This is a genomic window from Sorangium sp. So ce887 (genome assembly GCF_051521455.1).
GTDB lineage: Bacteria > Myxococcota_A > Polyangia > Polyangiales > Polyangiaceae > Sorangium.
Window position 1 is genome coordinate 11,219,428 of the sequence record NZ_CP150354.1, and the last position, 14,530, is coordinate 11,233,957.

The following is a 14,530-nucleotide window of genomic DNA, read 5'->3' on the forward strand; positions in this document are numbered from 1 at the left end:
CCTTGCTCAACCCGGGTCGGTCGGTCGGGGGGCGATCGGCTGGCGGAGCCGTGATTGCCTCGGCCGCGCAACCCCGGTCGGCCGCCTCCGCCTCAACCCCGGTCGCCTCCCTCCCCCTCAACCCCGGTCGCCTCAACCTCGGTCGAAGGGAGCGGGCTGGCGCTGATCGCGCCCCCCCCCCGCGCCGGCCGGGGTTTGCCGCTTCCCAGCGGGGCCGAGTTGTGGTCAGTGCCCGAGCATGTTGCGCGTCGCCGTCGCCATGGTCCCGGAGGTACGGCAGCTCCTCGCCGAGGATCCGGCGCAGCTCGCCGACCTCCTGGACGAGATCCACGACGAGGACCTCGCCGATCTCATCGGCCTGCTGGACGACGCCGAGGCGGCGACGGTCCTGATGGCGCTCAAGGCCGAGGACGCCGCGCCCATCTTCGAGCGCCTCGACGGCGAGACCCAGGAGGCCCTGGTCGAGCAGATGGGCGTCGAGAGCATCGCGCCCATCGTCTCCGAGATGGCGGCCGACGACCGCACCGACCTCATCGAGGCCCTGCCGGACCAGGTCAGCGGCACGCTGCTCTCCACGCTGGAGAAGGTCGACCCCGAGGCCGCCGCCGAGGTCGAGGAGCTCGCCAAGTGGCCCGAGGACAGCGCCGGCGGCCTCATGACCACCGATTACGTGTCGGTGGGCATCCACCTCACGGTCGCCGACGTGATCGAGCGGATCCGCGCCGTCGGCGAGCACGCCGAGACCATCTACTACGTGTACATCGTCTCCGATCGGGGGCACCTCATCGGCGTCGTCTCGCTGCGCGATCTGCTGCTCGCCTCGCCCTCCGAGAAGCTCGCGAACGTCATGACCGAGAACGTCTTCGCCGTCAGCCCCGAGACCGACCAGGAAGAGGTCGCGCGGACCATGGCGAAGTACGACTTCAACGCGCTGCCCGTGCTCTCCGCGGACCGGAAGCTGCTCGGCGTCATCACCGTCGACGACGTGATGGATGTCCTCACCGAGGAGCAGTCCGAGGACATGCAGCGGCTCGGCGCGGTGGGTCCCATCGACGAGAGCTACTTCAAGACGAGCTTCTGGACGTTCATCCAGAAGCGCGCCCCCTGGCTCGCCGTGCTGTTCGTCGGCGAGTTCATGACCGGCGAGGTGCTCCGGCGTTACGAGGACGACCTCGAGGCCGTCGCGACGCTCGCTTACTACGTGCCGCTGCTCATCTCGACGGGCGGCAACTCCGGCTCGCAGTCGTCGTCGCTCATCATCCGCGGCCTCGCCGTCGGCGATGTGCGCGTCGGTGACTGGGCGAGCGTCCTCGTCCGCGAGCTCGGGCAGGCCGTCGTGCTTGGCCTCATGCTCTCCGTCATCGGCATGCTCCGCGTCTGGCTCTGGGGCGACGGCACCGGCTTCGTCCTGACGATCGGCGCGACGCTGATGGCGATCGTCCTCATGGGCTGCACGGTGGGCGCGATGCTCCCGCTCCTGCTCCGGCGCATTGGCCTCGATCCGGCGACCAGCTCCACGCCGTTCATCGCGAGCCTCGTGGACGTCCTCGGGATCCTCCTCTACTTCACGATCGCCCGCATCTTCCTGGCCGATCTCCTCGCGCAGGCCGGGGCGGGCGGCTGAGCGGCCCCGGGCACCTCGCCGTCTGGACCGAGGCGGCGCCGGCTCCCCCGCGCGGGCGCGCCGCGTGAATCTGCGCGCGCCGCGCGCCCTTGACGCATCAGCGCCCATGGGGGAGTGAAACAGGCGACGTTCGTTCAGCGCAACGTGCGCTGAACCGCTCCTAGGGAAGGAGTCAAGATGGCCGAAGGCTTGAATCGCGTGATGCTGCTCGGCAACCTGGGCGCCGACCCCGAGCTCCGGTTCACCCAGGGAGGGCAGGCCGTCTTGAACCTGCGGCTCGCGACGACCGAGTCGTACCTGGACCGCGACAAGGTCCGGAAAGAACGGACGGACTGGCACAATGTCGTGATCTGGGGCAAGCGCGCCGAGGCCTTGGGCAAGATCCTCAGCAAAGGCTCCTCGATCTTCATCGAGGGCTCGCTCCGCACGTCGAGCTACGACGACCGGGATGGCAACAAGCGCTACAAGACCGAGGTGGTCGCGAACAACGTCCTGCTGACGGGCGGCGGTCGCGGTCGCGGCGTCGCCAACGACGACGCAGGCGCGTTCGGCGCTGATCCCGGCGGCGGCTACGGCGGCGGCGGTGGCGGCGGCTACGGCGGCGGCGGCGGTCGCCCGGCCGGCGGCGGCTACAACCGAGGTGGTGGTGGCCCCGGTCGCCCGGCACCGGCGGCGCCGGATGCCGGCCCCCCTCCGGACGACTTCGGCGGCGGCGGCTACGGCGGCGGCAACGACGACGACATCCCGTTCTGATCCCGGGAAATCCTGCCGAATTCCCGCCGCTCTAGGGACGCGGGCGAGGGCGCCACGCCAGCACGACGGCGACGCCTGCCGCCGCGAGCACCCCGAGCGCCGCGGTCGCGGTAAGCGGCTCCTCCGCGGCGAAGAAGATCGCCCGCACGAGCACCCCCGGCTCCGGCGGCGCCGTGAACGCCCCCTCGACCTCCGTCGCGCCGAGCAGCGCGCCGCACCGGGCGCCTGCCCCCTGCGCCGGCTCCTCCAGACAGACCACGCTGCAGAGCGCCGCGTCGTGCTCGCTCCCGGCGAAGCCGAGCACGTGCCGCCCGCGGATCGCCACCGCGCGCTCGCCCGCCCTCCCCGCCGCCTCGAACGGCTGCTCGAACCGCTGCAAGTGCGCGCGGATCGGCCCCGCTTCCCACCGCTCGATCGCCACCCCGAGGCCGCCGCGCACGAGCCCCGACGCCCGATCGAGCACCAGCTCCTCCAGGCCGGTCACCCACTGCCGCGACGGGGCCGTCGCGCAGACCGCGCGCAGCGAGAGGCCGTCCGCCTCGACGCCCCGCCGGAGCGTCACCTTCGCCCCCGCGATCGCCGAGACGTCGATCGCGGGCAGCGCCGCCTGCTGCGCATCGCGCGCCCCGGCAGGCAACGAGAGGCGCAGCGCGAGGCCCGGCGCCACGCCGTGCAGCTCAGACGCGCTCGAGCTCATCCATCAACGCGAGCACCTCGCTGCGGATCTCGACGAGCGCCGTGCGCATCCGCTGCACCTCCTCATGGCTCGCGCCTGCGTCGGCGGGCGGCGGCTCGATGCCGCCCTCGCGCAGCTTGCGACGCGCCCCCGCGATCGTGAAGCGGTGCGAATAGAGGAGCTCCTTGACCTTGAGGAGCGTCTCGACGTCGCGCCGGCTGTAGACCCGCTGCCCCTTCGCCGACTTCTGCGGGCGGATGGAGCGGAACTCCGTCTCCCAGTACCGGAGCACGTGCGGCTCGACCCCCACGATGCCGGCCACCTCGCCGATCCGGTAGTACAGCTTCGCCGGAAGCTGCTGGCGCACCGCCAAGCGGTCTACTCCTCGGCGGCCGAGGCCGTCTCGCGCGGGTTGAGGGCCTGCTTCAAGATCTGGCTCGCCTTGAAGTTCAGGACCCGCCGCTCCGTGATCAGGATCGGGTCGCCGGTCTGGGGATTGCGCCCCTGCCGCTGGCGCTTGTCGCGCAGCACGAAGTTGCCGAATCCAGAGATCTTGATCTTCTCCCCGCGCCCCAGGGTTTCCTTCATGGTCTCGAACACGAGATCCACCAGATCGGCAGACTCCTTCTTCGAGAACCCCCCGAGGCGGGAGTAGACCGCCTGAACGATTTCGGCTTTCGTCATGAGACCCCCATCGCCCTTGCAGAAGGGGGGGACACGCCGCAACCCCTGAAGACCGTTCAGGAAGCCGCGTGCGGTCCCCCGACCGGCCTGGGGGCAGGATGCCAGCCTGCGTCGGGGAGGTCTAGGGGGTTACGCAGGCTTCGCCCGATGAGCGCCGGGCCCGCTTTGTGCAGCCCTCCAGCGGGCGCGGTGCCCGGAGCCAGCCCGCCGGGGGCTCGGCGCCAGCCCGCCACAATGAGACCAGCGCCCCGCGCGGCCCTCATCGAGGCCGCGGCCGGAAACCCGGCAGGATTCCGGCGCGGCCGCGCGGCATGGGCTGGCGGCGAACCGCTCAGGCGGCGAGGTCGCCGAGAGGCCGCTCCTTCGTCGCCTGCCTGGACCAGGCGCCGACCACGGCCGCATCGCCCGGCCGCGCGTCGTTCCAGCCGACGACCGGCGCGCCCGAGACCGCGTCGCGGCGGCGCGCGAACTGCTCCTGGGCGACCATGGCCGCGACGTAGAAATAGCCGACGGCGAAGAGCACCGCGAACGGCGTGGCGAAGTAGTGCCCCGTCTGGACGGACGCAACCACCGCGCCGCACGACAGCACGGCGAGCACCGCCTCGGTCAGCGGCAGGTCCGTGCGCACCCTGTACCGGCCCTTGTTGTCGCCCTGCTTCGGGGTCCGCACGAACTCGCCCGACATGCTGCGGATCCCCTCGATCACGGCCTTCGACAGGTGCGGCGCGAGCCCCGTCCCGAGCGCGATGAGCATCGGCAGGCGCACGACCGCGCCCCAGCGCGAGCGGCCCTGCGCCGTCTCGGCCAGCATGTAGAACGCCGCGAGCGATCCAGTCGTCGCCGTGCAGAGCGGTAGGTCGATGGCGACCATCGTCAGCGTGTCGGCGGCGGGGAACAGGACGAGCGCCGGCAGGAGGAGGATGCTCAGCAGGACCAGGAGCGGGTAGGCGAAGTGCGGCGTGAGGTGGAAGAACGCCTCGATCCGCTGCCCCCGCGAGAGCTTCGCGCCGAGCACCCTCGCCATCAGCTTGCGCGCGGTCTGCACCGTCCCCTTCGCCCAGCGGTACTGCTGCGCGCGCAGCGCCGAGATGTCCTCGGGGAGCTCCGCCGGCGAGACGACATCCTCGCGGTAGATGAAGCGGTAGCCCGCGAGCTGCGCCCGGTACGACAGGTCGAGGTCCTCGGTCAGCGTGTCGTGCTGCCAGCCGCCGGCCTCACGGATGGCGTCCTTGCGCCACATCCCGCCGGTGCCGGAGAAGTTGAACAGGAGGCCGGCGCCGAAGCGCGCGCGGTTCTCGACGAGGTGGTGGCCGTCGAGCATGAGCGCCTGCACCTGCGTGAGGATGGAGACGTCGCGGTTCAGGTGCCCCCACCGCGTCTGGACCATGCCGACCGTCGGATCCTCGAAGTGGCCGACGATCGACCGGACGAAGCCCGGCTGCGGGATGAAGTCGGCGTCGAAGATCGCGACGAGCTCGCCCTTCGCGACCTTGAGGCCCTCGTCGAGGGCACCCGCCTTGTAGCCGACGCGGTTCGTGCGGTGCAGGTACACCGCGTCGATGCCCTGCGCGCGGAGCCGCTCGACGTGCGCGCGCACGAGGCCCTGCGTCTCGTCCGTCGAGTCGTCGAGCACCTGGATCTCGAGCTTGTCGCGCGGGTAATCCATCCTCGCGACCGCATCGAGCAGCCGCGCCGCGACCGTCGACTCGTTGAAGAGCGGGAGCTGGATCGTCACCGGCGGGAGATCGCGATCCGTCAGGGCCGCGACCTCCTGCGCGTGCACGATCTTCGCGCGGTTGAAGCGACAGAGGACCACGAGGTGCAGTCGGTGCAGGCCGTAGGCGCTGAGACCGAGCAGAACGCCGAAGTAGAGCACACAGAGCAACATCGAGAGCATCGGGAGCACCTACCGCCAGGGTTGCCGGGCAGCCGTGGGATCGGGCGATTTTGCCGGTCCCCACTCCTGCAGATGCTGGCGGGTAACGAACGCGTACCATCCGCCGAATCCGAAGTTGTCATGCACTTGTAATTCGTTGCAACTCTCTGTCGCGAGACGCGAAAAGTTGACTTGAGGCCGAGTCCTTCCCCCTGGAAAATGACAATCACCGACAATCCCGCTTCGCCCGGGCGCGCGGCACTGGCCGCAGGTTCGCTGCACGAACGCGCGTACGCGAGCGACGCACCAGGTACGGTGATCCCCCGATACCGCTGCTCTTAAGTAAGGTGTTTTTCGTAAGGGCTGCCCGAGGCTTTGTTCAATAAGTACGGTGCTGACCTGATGGGCAGATTCACAGTGCTGTGGGGTTTTGAGGCCTGTCCAGGAGCGGCGCCGCCGGGGGTCCGGGGTCATCTGCGCCTGGCGCCCGCGGGAGCCCGGGGCTATCCGTTGCCGATGAGCCGCGCGTTACTTAATGAACTGAAGGCCCGCCAGATCGCGTTCCTCGAGGCGCGGCTCGTCTCGGAGGCCGCCGCGCGGGACTTCCGGGAGCGCCTGCCCGCCGGCTTCGCGGCGCTGCTCGCGACGCCGCTCGGCGAGCTCATCGATGCGGGGGCGGTCGCGCGGGCGCTCGACGCGCTGGCGGCGGAGGAGTCGCTCCGGCGGGCGGTCCGGCCCGCGGTCGCCGCGGCGCTCGCGGCGCTGGTCGAGGCGGCGCGCGCCGAGCGGCGGCGCGCGAAGGAGCTCATGCCGGAGGGGGCGCGCGACAAGCTCGATCGCATCCTGGAGCAGCCGAAGATCGTCCCCGAGCGGCTCGTGCGCGAGGTGCTCGAGAGCGCGGCGCTCGACGCGGTGATGCGCGACGTGCTCTACGACACGCTGAAGGAGTTCTCCGAGAAGGTGAACCCGTTCTTCGCCGAGTGGGGCCTGCCGGCGCTGCTCAAGCGGATCTCCCCCTTCGGCCTCGGCGGGGTCGGCAAGACGATGGGCACCCTGCGGGGCGACTTCGAGCGGCGGCTCGAGCCCGAGATCCGCCGCTTCTTGCAGGGGTTCTCGCGCACGGCGATGCGCCAGGTGCACGACATCGTCGTCGCCAGGGGCGACACGCCCGAGTTCATCGGCCTGCGCAAGCACGTCGCGACGTGGGTGCTGGAGCAGGAGATCTGCGCGCTCGTCGGTCAGCTCGACGCGACGAGCTCGGCGCTCGCCGAGGAGCTCGGGGCCGACGTCGCCGCGCAGGTGCTCCGGGACCGGCCGGTCCGGACGCGGACCAGCGAGGCGATCGCGGCGTTCGTCGCCGCGCACGCGCGCGAGCCGCTCGGCGAGGCGCTGGGGCGCCTCGGGATCGCGCCCGCGCTCGACTTCGACGCGCTCGCGGCCGCGCTCTGGCCGCTCGTGCGGAGCCTGTGCGCGACCGGACCGGTGCGCGCCTGGCTCGCGTCCGTGGTGGAGGAGTTCTTCGACGGGCTGCCGGACGGCATCGAGCCGCCCGCCTGAAGCGCGCCGAGAGGAAGCGCGCAGCCCCCCCGGCCCGCGCCGAACGCGGGCCCATGCGGCGAGCCGCCGCTCAGCCCATGGCCGACGCGTCCGCCACCGCCGACTCGATGTAGGCGAGGCCGCGCGACGGGCACGCGGGCACCGTGGGCGCGAACGCCTCCATGTCCAGGATCAGCTCGGGGCCGGCCGCGAGCGTGAGCACCACGACGGGCACGCGCGGCGACATGCGGCGGAGCGCCTCCATCTCGCTGTGGAGCCCCGATTCCTCCCGGGGCACGAGCACCATCACGTGAGGACGCCAGCGGGCAAGCACGTCACGCGCATGGCCGAGCCCGCAGCACGTCTCCACCGTGTAGTCCCGGGATGAGAGGAAGTGGACGAGCGGCAGGGAGTTGCTGGCGTCATCGTCGATCACCAGAACTCGGGTCGTGCTCTCAATCTCCATAAGGTTCCCCCGTTGGCGGCTGGGTCTGACCGCGGCCACGAAGACCAGAACTTCATCGCCGCGCCCAGGGAAACCATACTCCATCGGCGACAAAGCGCGATATCAATCGCGCTTCATCGCATCACGCGACGCGTTGATACGCGCTTGAAACATCAGCGCTTCCCCTCTGTCGTCTCCGCGACCCGCGCCCCATCCGCGCGGGTCCGGCGGGGGCTCAGCCGCCGAGATAGGCCGCGCGGATCTCTTCGTTCGCCGCGAGATCCCTGGAGTCGCCGCTCATGGCGATCTGCCCAGTACGGAGCACGTAGGCGCGCGTCGAGTACTTGAGGGCGAGTCGGGTGTTTTGCTCGACGAGGAGTACGGTAGTTCCTGACGCCGCGATCTTGGCGATCGACTCGAAGATGTCCGCGACGAGCCGCGGCGCGATGCCGAGCGAGGGCTCGTCGAGGAGCAGCATGGCCGGGCGCGCCATCATGGCGCGGCCGATCGCGAGCATCTGCTGCTCGCCGCCGGAGAGCGTGCCGCCGTGCTGGTGCATGCGCTCGCCGAGGCGGGGGAAGAGCTTCACCACGTCATCGACGGTCTCTGCCATGGTGGGGCCGTCTTTATGGCACCACGCGCCGAGATCGAGGTTCTCGCGGACGGTGAGGTTCGAAAAGATCGCGCGCCCCTCGGGGACGAGCGAGACGCCGGCGGCGACGAGTTCCTCGGTCGAGATGGACGCGAGGTCCTTGCCGTCATAGCGGATGCGGCCGGAGGCGATCGGCAACAGGCGGAGGATCGTCTTCAGCGTGGTCGTCTTGCCGGCGCCGTTCGCGCCGATCATCGCGACGACCTCGCCGCGCCGCACCTCGAGGCTGACGCCCTTGAGCGCCCGGATGCCGCCGTAGCTGACCGCGAGATCCTCGACGACGAGCAGGCGCTCGCCGGGCGCCACCGAGGGGGGCTGCCGCGTCGGATGCGAAGTCTTCATGCGGGCTCCTCTGCCGCCGCAGCGGCCGCGGGGCGGGCCTCGGCCTCGTCTTCGACCTCCTCGCCGAGGTAGGCGGCGAGGACCTTCGGGTCCCTGCGCACCGCCTCCGGGGTGCCGTGCGAGATGGTCTCGCCGTGGTCGAGGACGTGGATCTCCTCGCACACCCCCATCACGACCTGCATGTTGTGCTCGACAAGCACGACCGTGATGTCGAACGTGTCGCGCAGCCAGCGGATCTGCTGCTTGAGCCCCTCGGCCTCGCCGTAGTTCATGCCCGCCGCCGGCTCGTCGAGCAGGAGCAGCTTCGGCTTGAGCATCATCGCCCGGGCGATCTCGAGGCGGCGCTGGTTGCCGTAGGAGAGCGACGTCGAGATCTCGTCGGCCATCTCCTCGAGCTTGAACACCGAGAGCAGCGAGAGCGCGCGCTCGGTCATCTCCTGCTCGTCCTTGTAGAAGAACGGCGAGCGGAGCAGGGCGGAGGTGAGCGTCGACCTGCGCAGGTTCTCGCAGGCGACGAGCACGTTCTCGAGCACCGTGAGCTGGCCGAAGAGGCGGATGTTCTGGAACGTGCGAGCGATGCCGAGGCGCGCGATCTGGCTCGGCCTGAGCGGCGCGAGGTCGGTCCCGCCGAAGCGGATCGAGCCCTCGTCGTGCTTGTAGACGCCGGTGATCAGGTTGAACACCGTCGTCTTGCCGGCGCCGTTCGGGCCGATGAGCCCGAAGATCGAGCGATCCGGCACGGAGAACGAGACGCCGCCGACGGCCCGCAGGCCGCCGAACCGCTTGGTCACTCGCTGCAGATCGAGGCTCACTCGAACTCCCTCCCGGTCGGCTTGACCTCGTGCTCGAGGGCGGTGCCGGGCGGCCGCGCCTCCGGCGGGGCGCCAGGGCGCTCGGCGGCCGCCTCGGCGCCGGTCGTGGCGGGGACGGGCTCGGCCGGCCCGACCGGGGGGCGCTTCGCGCGCGCCACGCGCCGGCCGAAGAGCTCGCGCTCGCCGAAGAGCCCCTCGGGGCGCAGGATCATCAGCCCGATGAGGATGCCCGCATAGAGCACCATCCTCAGGGCGTTCAGATCGAGCGCGGGGTAGGCCGCCTTCAGCGCGAGGACGCTGTCGAGGCCCTGGAGCTGCTCGATCAGCTTGACCGTGAAGGTCACCAGCACGCCGCCCACGATCGACCCGGTGACGCTGCCCGAGCCGCCGAGGATCACCATCGTGATGGCGTCGAACGAGTAGTTGAACGTGAACTGGTCCGGCTGGATCGTCGGGTTGCCGTCGCGCATCGAGGCGAGCAGGCCGCCGGCGATGCCGCCGCCGGCGGCGGAGATGACGAACGAGGTGACCTTGTAGCGCGTCGGGTCGACGCCCACCGCGGCGGAGGCGATCTCGTCCTCGCGGAGCGCGCGCAGCGCGCGGCCCCAGCCGGAGAACTTCAGCCGCCAGGCGATGAGGGTCGCGAGCACGACGGCGCCGAAGATCCAGAATGGGCCGCCGTACTGCGGGACGCCGGTGTCGTCGGGGCCGGCGTAGCCGATCGGGCCGCCGAGCGCCCCGAGCAGCCTGCCGACCGTCCCCTGCTCGGCGGCGCCGGTCGTCGCCGTGGCGATCGTCAGGCGGAAGATCTCGGCGAACCCGAGGGTCACGATGGCGAGGTAGTCGCCGCGCAGCCGGAGGCTCGGCAGGCCGACCACGAGGCCGAAGAGGGCCGCGACGAGCCCGGACGCGAGGAGCGCCGGGGGCATCACGAGGAACGAGTTGCCGAAGAGGGGATCGCCGCCGCCGAGCTGCTGGTGCAGGTTGCCGGAGACGATGGCCCCGGTGTACGCGCCGATGCCGACGAAGCCGGCGTGGCCGATCGAGAACTGGCCGGCCATGCCGTTGATGACGTTGAGCGAGAGCGCCGCGATGACGTTGACCATCGCGAACAGGGCGAGCTGCCGCCAGGCGGCGTCCGGCATGAGGGTCTCGAAGCCGAACTCGAGGGCGACGACGACGCCGAGGAGCACGAGCGCCGTGATGACGCGCTTCAACGGTCGAGGCATGGCCGGCCACAGTTGATTTGGCCGGGCCGTACCGTCAAGCAGTAGCGTTACTTGATGACCCGCAAATAAGGGGGCAGCTCGCGCTTCGGCTTGCCCGCTCCCTGGCGCTGTCTGGGCTCGGGCTCACCGGAGCTGCCGGAATCATCGTCTTCGCTCTCCTCGGTGGAGCGCACCGGCGCGAGGGCCGGCGCGGGCACCGCCGCGAGCGTTCTCACGGGCGCGCCGGCGTCCCGCGCCGAGGGCTCGCTCGCGCCGCGGCGCTCGGCGGGCTCCACGGGCTCGAGCTCGGGACGGCGCACCTTGTCGCGCGCGCGCGCCTCGTCCGCCGCGTCGTCGCTCCGCTCGTCGTCGCCGCTCGGGGGCGCCACGGCGGCGAGCCGGGGGCGCGGTCGCTTGGCGGGCTTCTGCGGCGGGGCCACGCCGGGGCGCTGCTGCTTCTGCGCGGCGAGATCGGCCGGGATGTCCTCGGGCCACACCATGCCCCGCTGGTCCTCGCTCACGAGCGCCCAGATCGCGTGCCACGGCAACCGGCACCAGAACGGCGCGCGGTTGAACGAGAGGGTGCAGCTGATCCCGTCGTCGTCCACCTTCAGGTCGGGGATGGAGATCGCCATGTTCATGCCGACCTGAAGGATCAGCTGCGGCTGCCCCGTGAACCACTTGGGGACGGAGACACCGGGCCGGCGCGGGTCGAGGTGGATGAACACGCTCGGCTCTCGCTCGAGGAGGGCCAGCGCGACGTCCTTCTTCGGCGGAAGCGGTCTCTGCACGTCGGACATCGTACTGCTCTGCCCAATACCCCGGACCGCGCGGCTCCGCCAGCGCTTCGGGCCCTCGGGCGCCGGGCGGCGCGCCGGTGAGCAGGCCGCAGGGCGAAAGCCGCCAGGCGACTCCAGCAGCTCTGTAGAAAGCTCGCCGTAGAGGCGCGCGCGACGCGGCGGGCGCCGGCACGATCGGGCTTGCCGGACCTCCTCCTCGCGGCCCGCGCACCTCACGCCGCGGGTCGCCGGCTCAGCTGGATCGGGACCTCCGAGAGGGTGACGCGGTGCTTGCCGGCGCTCGTGAGGGGGATGTGGTCGACGATCTGGACGCAGATCTCCGCGCGCTCGCCGAGGTGCTGCCGGACGGTGCGCTCGATGAGCCGCGCGGTCTCGGGCTGGAAGCCCTTGCCGGGCACGAGCCGGACCGTGATCGCGCGCCGCCGGTCCTGGTAGACCTGGTAGCGGGCGATCGTCGGCTGGTCCTTGATGAGGTGCGGGAAGAGCTCCCCCGCGAGCAGCTGTCCGTCGGGGCCGACGAGGAGGTCGAGGACGCGGCCCTCCACCGAGGCGAGCATCGGCAGCCCGCGGCCGCACGCGCACGGCGCGCCGGCGGCGATCGCGACGTCCTGGTTCTTGTAGCGGATGAGCGGCATCGATCGGCAGGCGAGGTCGGTCACGACGACCTCGCCCGCCTCGCCCGGGAGGGCGTGCCGCCCGTCGCGGAGCAGCTCGACGTACACGCCCTCGAGGTTGATGTGCTTGCCCTCGTGCCGCTCGCACTCGGCGGCGATCAGCATGAGCTCCCGGCAGCCGTACCGGTCGAACACCGGCGCGCCGAACGCGCGCTCGATCGCCTCGCGCTGGTGCGCGAAGAGCCGCTCCGCGCTGGTGACGATGCCGCGCGGGGCGGGGAGCGCGCGCCCCTCCGCGAGCGCGTAGCGCGCCGCCTGGTACAGCGCGCTCGTGTAGCCGACGATGAGCTGCGGCCGGTACCGCGCGATCTCGTCGAGCAGCGCGGCGAAGCGCGCTTCGGACAGATCGAAGGCGCTGATCATCTTCTTGCGGAGGACGGCCTCGTGCAGGGAGCGCTTGGCCTTCTTCGCGAGCGTCTCCCCGAACTGGGTGCTCCACAGGTGAAGCTCGCGGTCGCCGAGCCGGGCGCCCGCCCACCCGTCGGACCGCATGGCGGCCGCGATGCGGCGCTCGTAGGTGCGGTGGTCGAAGCGGAACTGCACCGGCTCCCCCGTGGAGCCTCCCGTGCCGCTCGAGTACAGCCGGCCGACGAAGCCCTCGGCGAGGAGATCCGGCCCGTGGGCGCGGAGGTCGGCCCGCGTGAGGACGGGGAGCCGCAGGAGGTCCTCCGGCGCCTTCACCGAGGCGACGCGCACGCCGTGCTCGGCGAACCGAGCCCTGTAGAACGGGACGTTCTGCTCGGCGAAATGGAGGGCCGCGAGCATCCGCCGGAAGCCGAGGTCGCGAACCTCGTCTTCCGAGCGCCACTGGGAGCGCTCGATCTCCTCCAGGTGTTTCAGGGTCTCCCTGCCCCTCAAACGGGTCTCGTAGAGCGGAAACAGGATGTTTCGAAACAGCTCACCGTACATGGGGAGAGCGTTCTATCGAATCATCGACCGTCAAGCGCGCGCCGGAGGCTCTCCTGCGAATCCGCATCTTCGTGGCGAGGAATCCGACCGGAGCGGCGCGCGCCGGCGATTTCCGTCCTGGCGGAGCCGGAGGCGCCGTATCCATGGCGGCACAGGCACCCTTCCACCGGGCGGCGAGCGATCTCTCACCGCGGCGGGGTCGAGCAGGAAGGCGGGATGAGGGGGTTCCCCTGTCGCGCGATCGCGGGAGCGCGCTGATCGCCGCCGTGGGCGCACCCGCGCAAGGGCGCCCGCGTCACGCTCGACGGCCGGGCCGTCGGGTACGTGGCGGAGCTGCATCCGGATGTGCGCGACGCGCTGGAGATCACGAGCGGGGCGTGGTGGCGGAGCTCGACCTCGCGGCGGTGGCGGCGGCGTACAAGGCGCCGGTGGCCGCGAGGCCGAGCCGGTTCCCGGCGATGCGGCACGACGTGACGCTCCTCTTGCCGCTCGATGTGCCCGCGGGCCAGGTGATCGAGGTGCTGCGGAGCACGGCCGGGGAGTCCGGCGTCTTCGTCACGCGGGAGGGCGTCCCGCCCGGCCGACTCGAGCGGCGCGCTCACTCGCAGAGGTCGTCTGCCGTCTTGCACCTGCCGTGATGGCAAAAGTGGAGCGGGAGGCCGGTACCGCATGCGACTTCTGGACATTCGTCGTCCGTCGTGCACGCCACCCCGGTCGCGGGAGTCGCCGCGAGCCGTACGAAGACAACCGCAGGAAGGACGCAGATCAAACCTGCTGCGGGCTTCTGCTGCTTAGCCTCCTCGTAGGCCTTATCGAAGCTCTCGCTCTCATCAAAGCACGGGTGATCCTCCGGGATATCGTTGCCTTCAGAGGCATCGTCTTCGGAGGCATCACCGCCGCCCTCTCCACAAGACCCTTGCTGCGCCATGCAGGCCATCATGACGTGGAACTGCTCCACGACCTGCGTGCAGGCGGGTTCCGCCTGTACGATCTCGCCGTGGAATTGCCCGATGTCGGCCGCGCACTGCTCGACCGTCACGCCCTCGCCCAGGTCTCCGCACTCGGCCAGCTTGTCGCAGATGACCTCTTCCGGCGCCGCTTCCGGCGCCGCTGGTGACTGCCCTGCAGACTCGCTTGGACAACCCGGCAGGGCCACCGCGAAGAGGCCGAAGAAGGGGGCGCAGAGGAGGATGTTCTGGATCGTTTTCATGGGTTGCTCGCTACCTTTCACTGTCAGCTCCGGCGTGCCGGGCTTGCGGAGCGTCATTGCAACCGGTGTGCCACCCCTCCGCGCGAGGGGCCTGCCGACGAAGAACGGGCCGCGCGCGCAGCGATCTCGCCGCACCGAGCGGTCGCCCCGCGGCAGCTCTCGCGCCCTGGGCCGGCGTGCGCGTGGCAAGCTTTGCCCTCCTGGCAAAGCTTGCCAGCCCCGGGGGGCCAAGGCGCGGCAAGGTTTGCCATCGCGCGACGGTGCCCGCGCCCCTGGACACGCCGAGGCGGCCTTTCCCGCGCTCCGCCGGGACGGGTGCATCCTCGTCG

15 protein-coding genes are annotated in these 14,530 nt (G+C 71.1%); 4 read left to right on the forward strand and 11 right to left on the reverse strand.

The window, feature by feature from the left end:
- Positions 1 to 238 precede the first annotated feature (238 nt).
- Together mgtE and WMF36_RS42110 are read left to right on the forward strand one after the other, a co-directional pair.
- Positions 239 to 1,624, forward strand: a complete 1,386-nt coding sequence (gene mgtE / locus WMF36_RS42105; RefSeq protein ID WP_437576490.1) for a magnesium transporter — start codon at positions 239 to 241, stop codon at positions 1,622 to 1,624.
- Positions 1,625 to 1,801: 177 nt separating this feature from the next.
- Positions 1,802 to 2,377: a single-stranded DNA-binding protein gene (locus WMF36_RS42110; RefSeq protein ID WP_437576491.1), complete on the forward strand. Its 576-nt coding sequence runs from the start codon at positions 1,802 to 1,804 to the stop codon at positions 2,375 to 2,377.
- 31 nt (positions 2,378 to 2,408) lie between these two features.
- On the opposite strand, the gene WMF36_RS42115 is transcribed toward WMF36_RS42110, so the two are convergent.
- The 4 genes from WMF36_RS42115 to WMF36_RS42130 form a co-directional block, all read right to left on the reverse strand.
- A complete protein-coding gene (locus WMF36_RS42115; protein WP_437576492.1) occupies positions 2,409 to 3,074 on the reverse strand; it encodes a hypothetical protein in 666 nt (221 codons plus the stop codon).
- On the reverse strand, positions 3,055 to 3,420 hold the full coding sequence (locus WMF36_RS42120) for a MerR family transcriptional regulator (protein ID WP_437576493.1): 366 nt from the start codon (positions 3,418 to 3,420) through the stop codon (positions 3,055 to 3,057). Before WMF36_RS42120 ends, WMF36_RS42115 begins: the two co-directional genes overlap by 20 nt.
- Before the next feature lie 11 nt (positions 3,421 to 3,431).
- Entirely contained in the window at positions 3,432 to 3,737 is a 306-nt protein-coding gene (locus tag WMF36_RS42125; RefSeq protein WP_012241218.1) for an integration host factor subunit alpha, read from the reverse strand.
- Between the two features lie 331 nt (positions 3,738 to 4,068).
- Positions 4,069 to 5,634, reverse strand: coding sequence for a glycosyltransferase family 2 protein (locus WMF36_RS42130; RefSeq protein ID WP_437576494.1), 1,566 nt, complete (start codon positions 5,632 to 5,634; stop codon positions 4,069 to 4,071).
- Positions 5,635 to 6,129: 495 nt separating this feature from the next.
- Between WMF36_RS42130 and WMF36_RS42135 the strand changes: the two genes are divergently transcribed.
- Positions 6,130 to 7,170 carry a hypothetical protein gene (locus tag WMF36_RS42135; RefSeq protein ID WP_437576495.1) on the forward strand — a complete coding sequence of 347 codons (1,041 nt, stop codon included), beginning with the start codon at positions 6,130 to 6,132 and terminating at the stop codon, positions 7,168 to 7,170.
- Positions 7,171 to 7,240: 70 nt separating this feature from the next.
- Here WMF36_RS42135 and WMF36_RS42140 read toward each other — a convergent pair whose 3' ends face one another.
- The 6 genes from WMF36_RS42140 to WMF36_RS42165 form a co-directional block, all read right to left on the reverse strand.
- Positions 7,241 to 7,615 carry a response regulator gene (locus WMF36_RS42140; protein ID WP_437576496.1) on the reverse strand — a complete coding sequence of 125 codons (375 nt, stop codon included), beginning with the start codon at positions 7,613 to 7,615 and terminating at the stop codon, positions 7,241 to 7,243.
- 214 nt (positions 7,616 to 7,829) lie between these two features.
- Positions 7,830 to 8,588, reverse strand: a complete 759-nt coding sequence (locus WMF36_RS42145) for an ABC transporter ATP-binding protein (protein WP_437576497.1) — start codon at positions 8,586 to 8,588, stop codon at positions 7,830 to 7,832.
- A complete protein-coding gene (locus WMF36_RS42150) occupies positions 8,585 to 9,400 on the reverse strand; it encodes an ABC transporter ATP-binding protein (RefSeq protein WP_437576498.1) in 816 nt (271 codons plus the stop codon). Before WMF36_RS42150 ends, WMF36_RS42145 begins: the two co-directional genes overlap by 4 nt.
- On the reverse strand, positions 9,397 to 10,629 hold the full coding sequence (locus WMF36_RS42155; protein ID WP_437576499.1) for a branched-chain amino acid ABC transporter permease: 1,233 nt from the start codon (positions 10,627 to 10,629) through the stop codon (positions 9,397 to 9,399). Before WMF36_RS42155 ends, WMF36_RS42150 begins: the two co-directional genes overlap by 4 nt.
- Before the next feature lie 47 nt (positions 10,630 to 10,676).
- Positions 10,677 to 11,408 carry a ClpXP protease specificity-enhancing factor SspB gene (locus WMF36_RS42160; protein ID WP_437576500.1) on the reverse strand — a complete coding sequence of 244 codons (732 nt, stop codon included), beginning with the start codon at positions 11,406 to 11,408 and terminating at the stop codon, positions 10,677 to 10,679.
- Between the two features lie 212 nt (positions 11,409 to 11,620).
- Complete coding sequence (locus tag WMF36_RS42165) at positions 11,621 to 12,991, reverse strand: phenylacetate--CoA ligase family protein (RefSeq protein ID WP_437576501.1); 1,371 nt, start codon at positions 12,989 to 12,991, stop codon at positions 11,621 to 11,623.
- Between the two features lie 380 nt (positions 12,992 to 13,371).
- Here WMF36_RS42165 and WMF36_RS42170 point away from each other — a divergent pair, with 380 nt between their 5' ends.
- Complete coding sequence (locus tag WMF36_RS42170) at positions 13,372 to 13,629, forward strand: hypothetical protein (protein ID WP_437576502.1); 258 nt, start codon at positions 13,372 to 13,374, stop codon at positions 13,627 to 13,629.
- On the opposite strand, the gene WMF36_RS42175 is transcribed toward WMF36_RS42170, so the two are convergent.
- The gene (locus tag WMF36_RS42175) at positions 13,590 to 14,201 is read right to left on the reverse strand and encodes a hypothetical protein (protein WP_437576503.1); all 612 of its coding nucleotides are present in this window, start codon (positions 14,199 to 14,201) and stop codon (positions 13,590 to 13,592) included. The genes WMF36_RS42170 and WMF36_RS42175 overlap by 40 nt on opposite strands.
- Positions 14,202 to 14,530: the final 329 nt, after the last annotated feature.

What these genes read in the sequence shown, in the direction of transcription:
- mgtE (WP_437576490.1), top strand. Translation starts at nt 239, where the DNA reads ATGTTGCGCGTCGCCGTCGCCATGGTCCCGGAGGTACGGCAGCTCCTC.
- WMF36_RS42110 (WP_437576491.1), top strand. Translation starts at nt 1,802, where the DNA reads ATGGCCGAAGGCTTGAATCGCGTGATGCTGCTCGGCAACCTGGGCGCC.
- WMF36_RS42115 (WP_437576492.1), bottom strand. Translation starts at nt 3,074, where the DNA reads ATGAGCTCGAGCGCGTCTGAGCTGCACGGCGTGGCGCCGGGCCTCGCG.
- WMF36_RS42125 (WP_012241218.1), bottom strand. Translation starts at nt 3,737, where the DNA reads ATGACGAAAGCCGAAATCGTTCAGGCGGTCTACTCCCGCCTCGGGGGG.
- WMF36_RS42130 (WP_437576494.1), bottom strand. Translation starts at nt 5,634, where the DNA reads ATGCTCTCGATGTTGCTCTGTGTGCTCTACTTCGGCGTTCTGCTCGGT.
- WMF36_RS42135 (WP_437576495.1), top strand. Translation starts at nt 6,130, where the DNA reads ATGAGCCGCGCGTTACTTAATGAACTGAAGGCCCGCCAGATCGCGTTC.
- WMF36_RS42140 (WP_437576496.1), bottom strand. Translation starts at nt 7,615, where the DNA reads ATGGAGATTGAGAGCACGACCCGAGTTCTGGTGATCGACGATGACGCC.
- WMF36_RS42145 (WP_437576497.1), bottom strand. Translation starts at nt 8,588, where the DNA reads ATGAAGACTTCGCATCCGACGCGGCAGCCCCCCTCGGTGGCGCCCGGC.
- WMF36_RS42155 (WP_437576499.1), bottom strand. Translation starts at nt 10,629, where the DNA reads ATGCCTCGACCGTTGAAGCGCGTCATCACGGCGCTCGTGCTCCTCGGC.
- WMF36_RS42160 (WP_437576500.1), bottom strand. Translation starts at nt 11,408, where the DNA reads ATGTCCGACGTGCAGAGACCGCTTCCGCCGAAGAAGGACGTCGCGCTG.
- WMF36_RS42165 (WP_437576501.1), bottom strand. Translation starts at nt 12,991, where the DNA reads ATGTACGGTGAGCTGTTTCGAAACATCCTGTTTCCGCTCTACGAGACC.
- WMF36_RS42175 (WP_437576503.1), bottom strand. Translation starts at nt 14,201, where the DNA reads ATGAAAACGATCCAGAACATCCTCCTCTGCGCCCCCTTCTTCGGCCTC.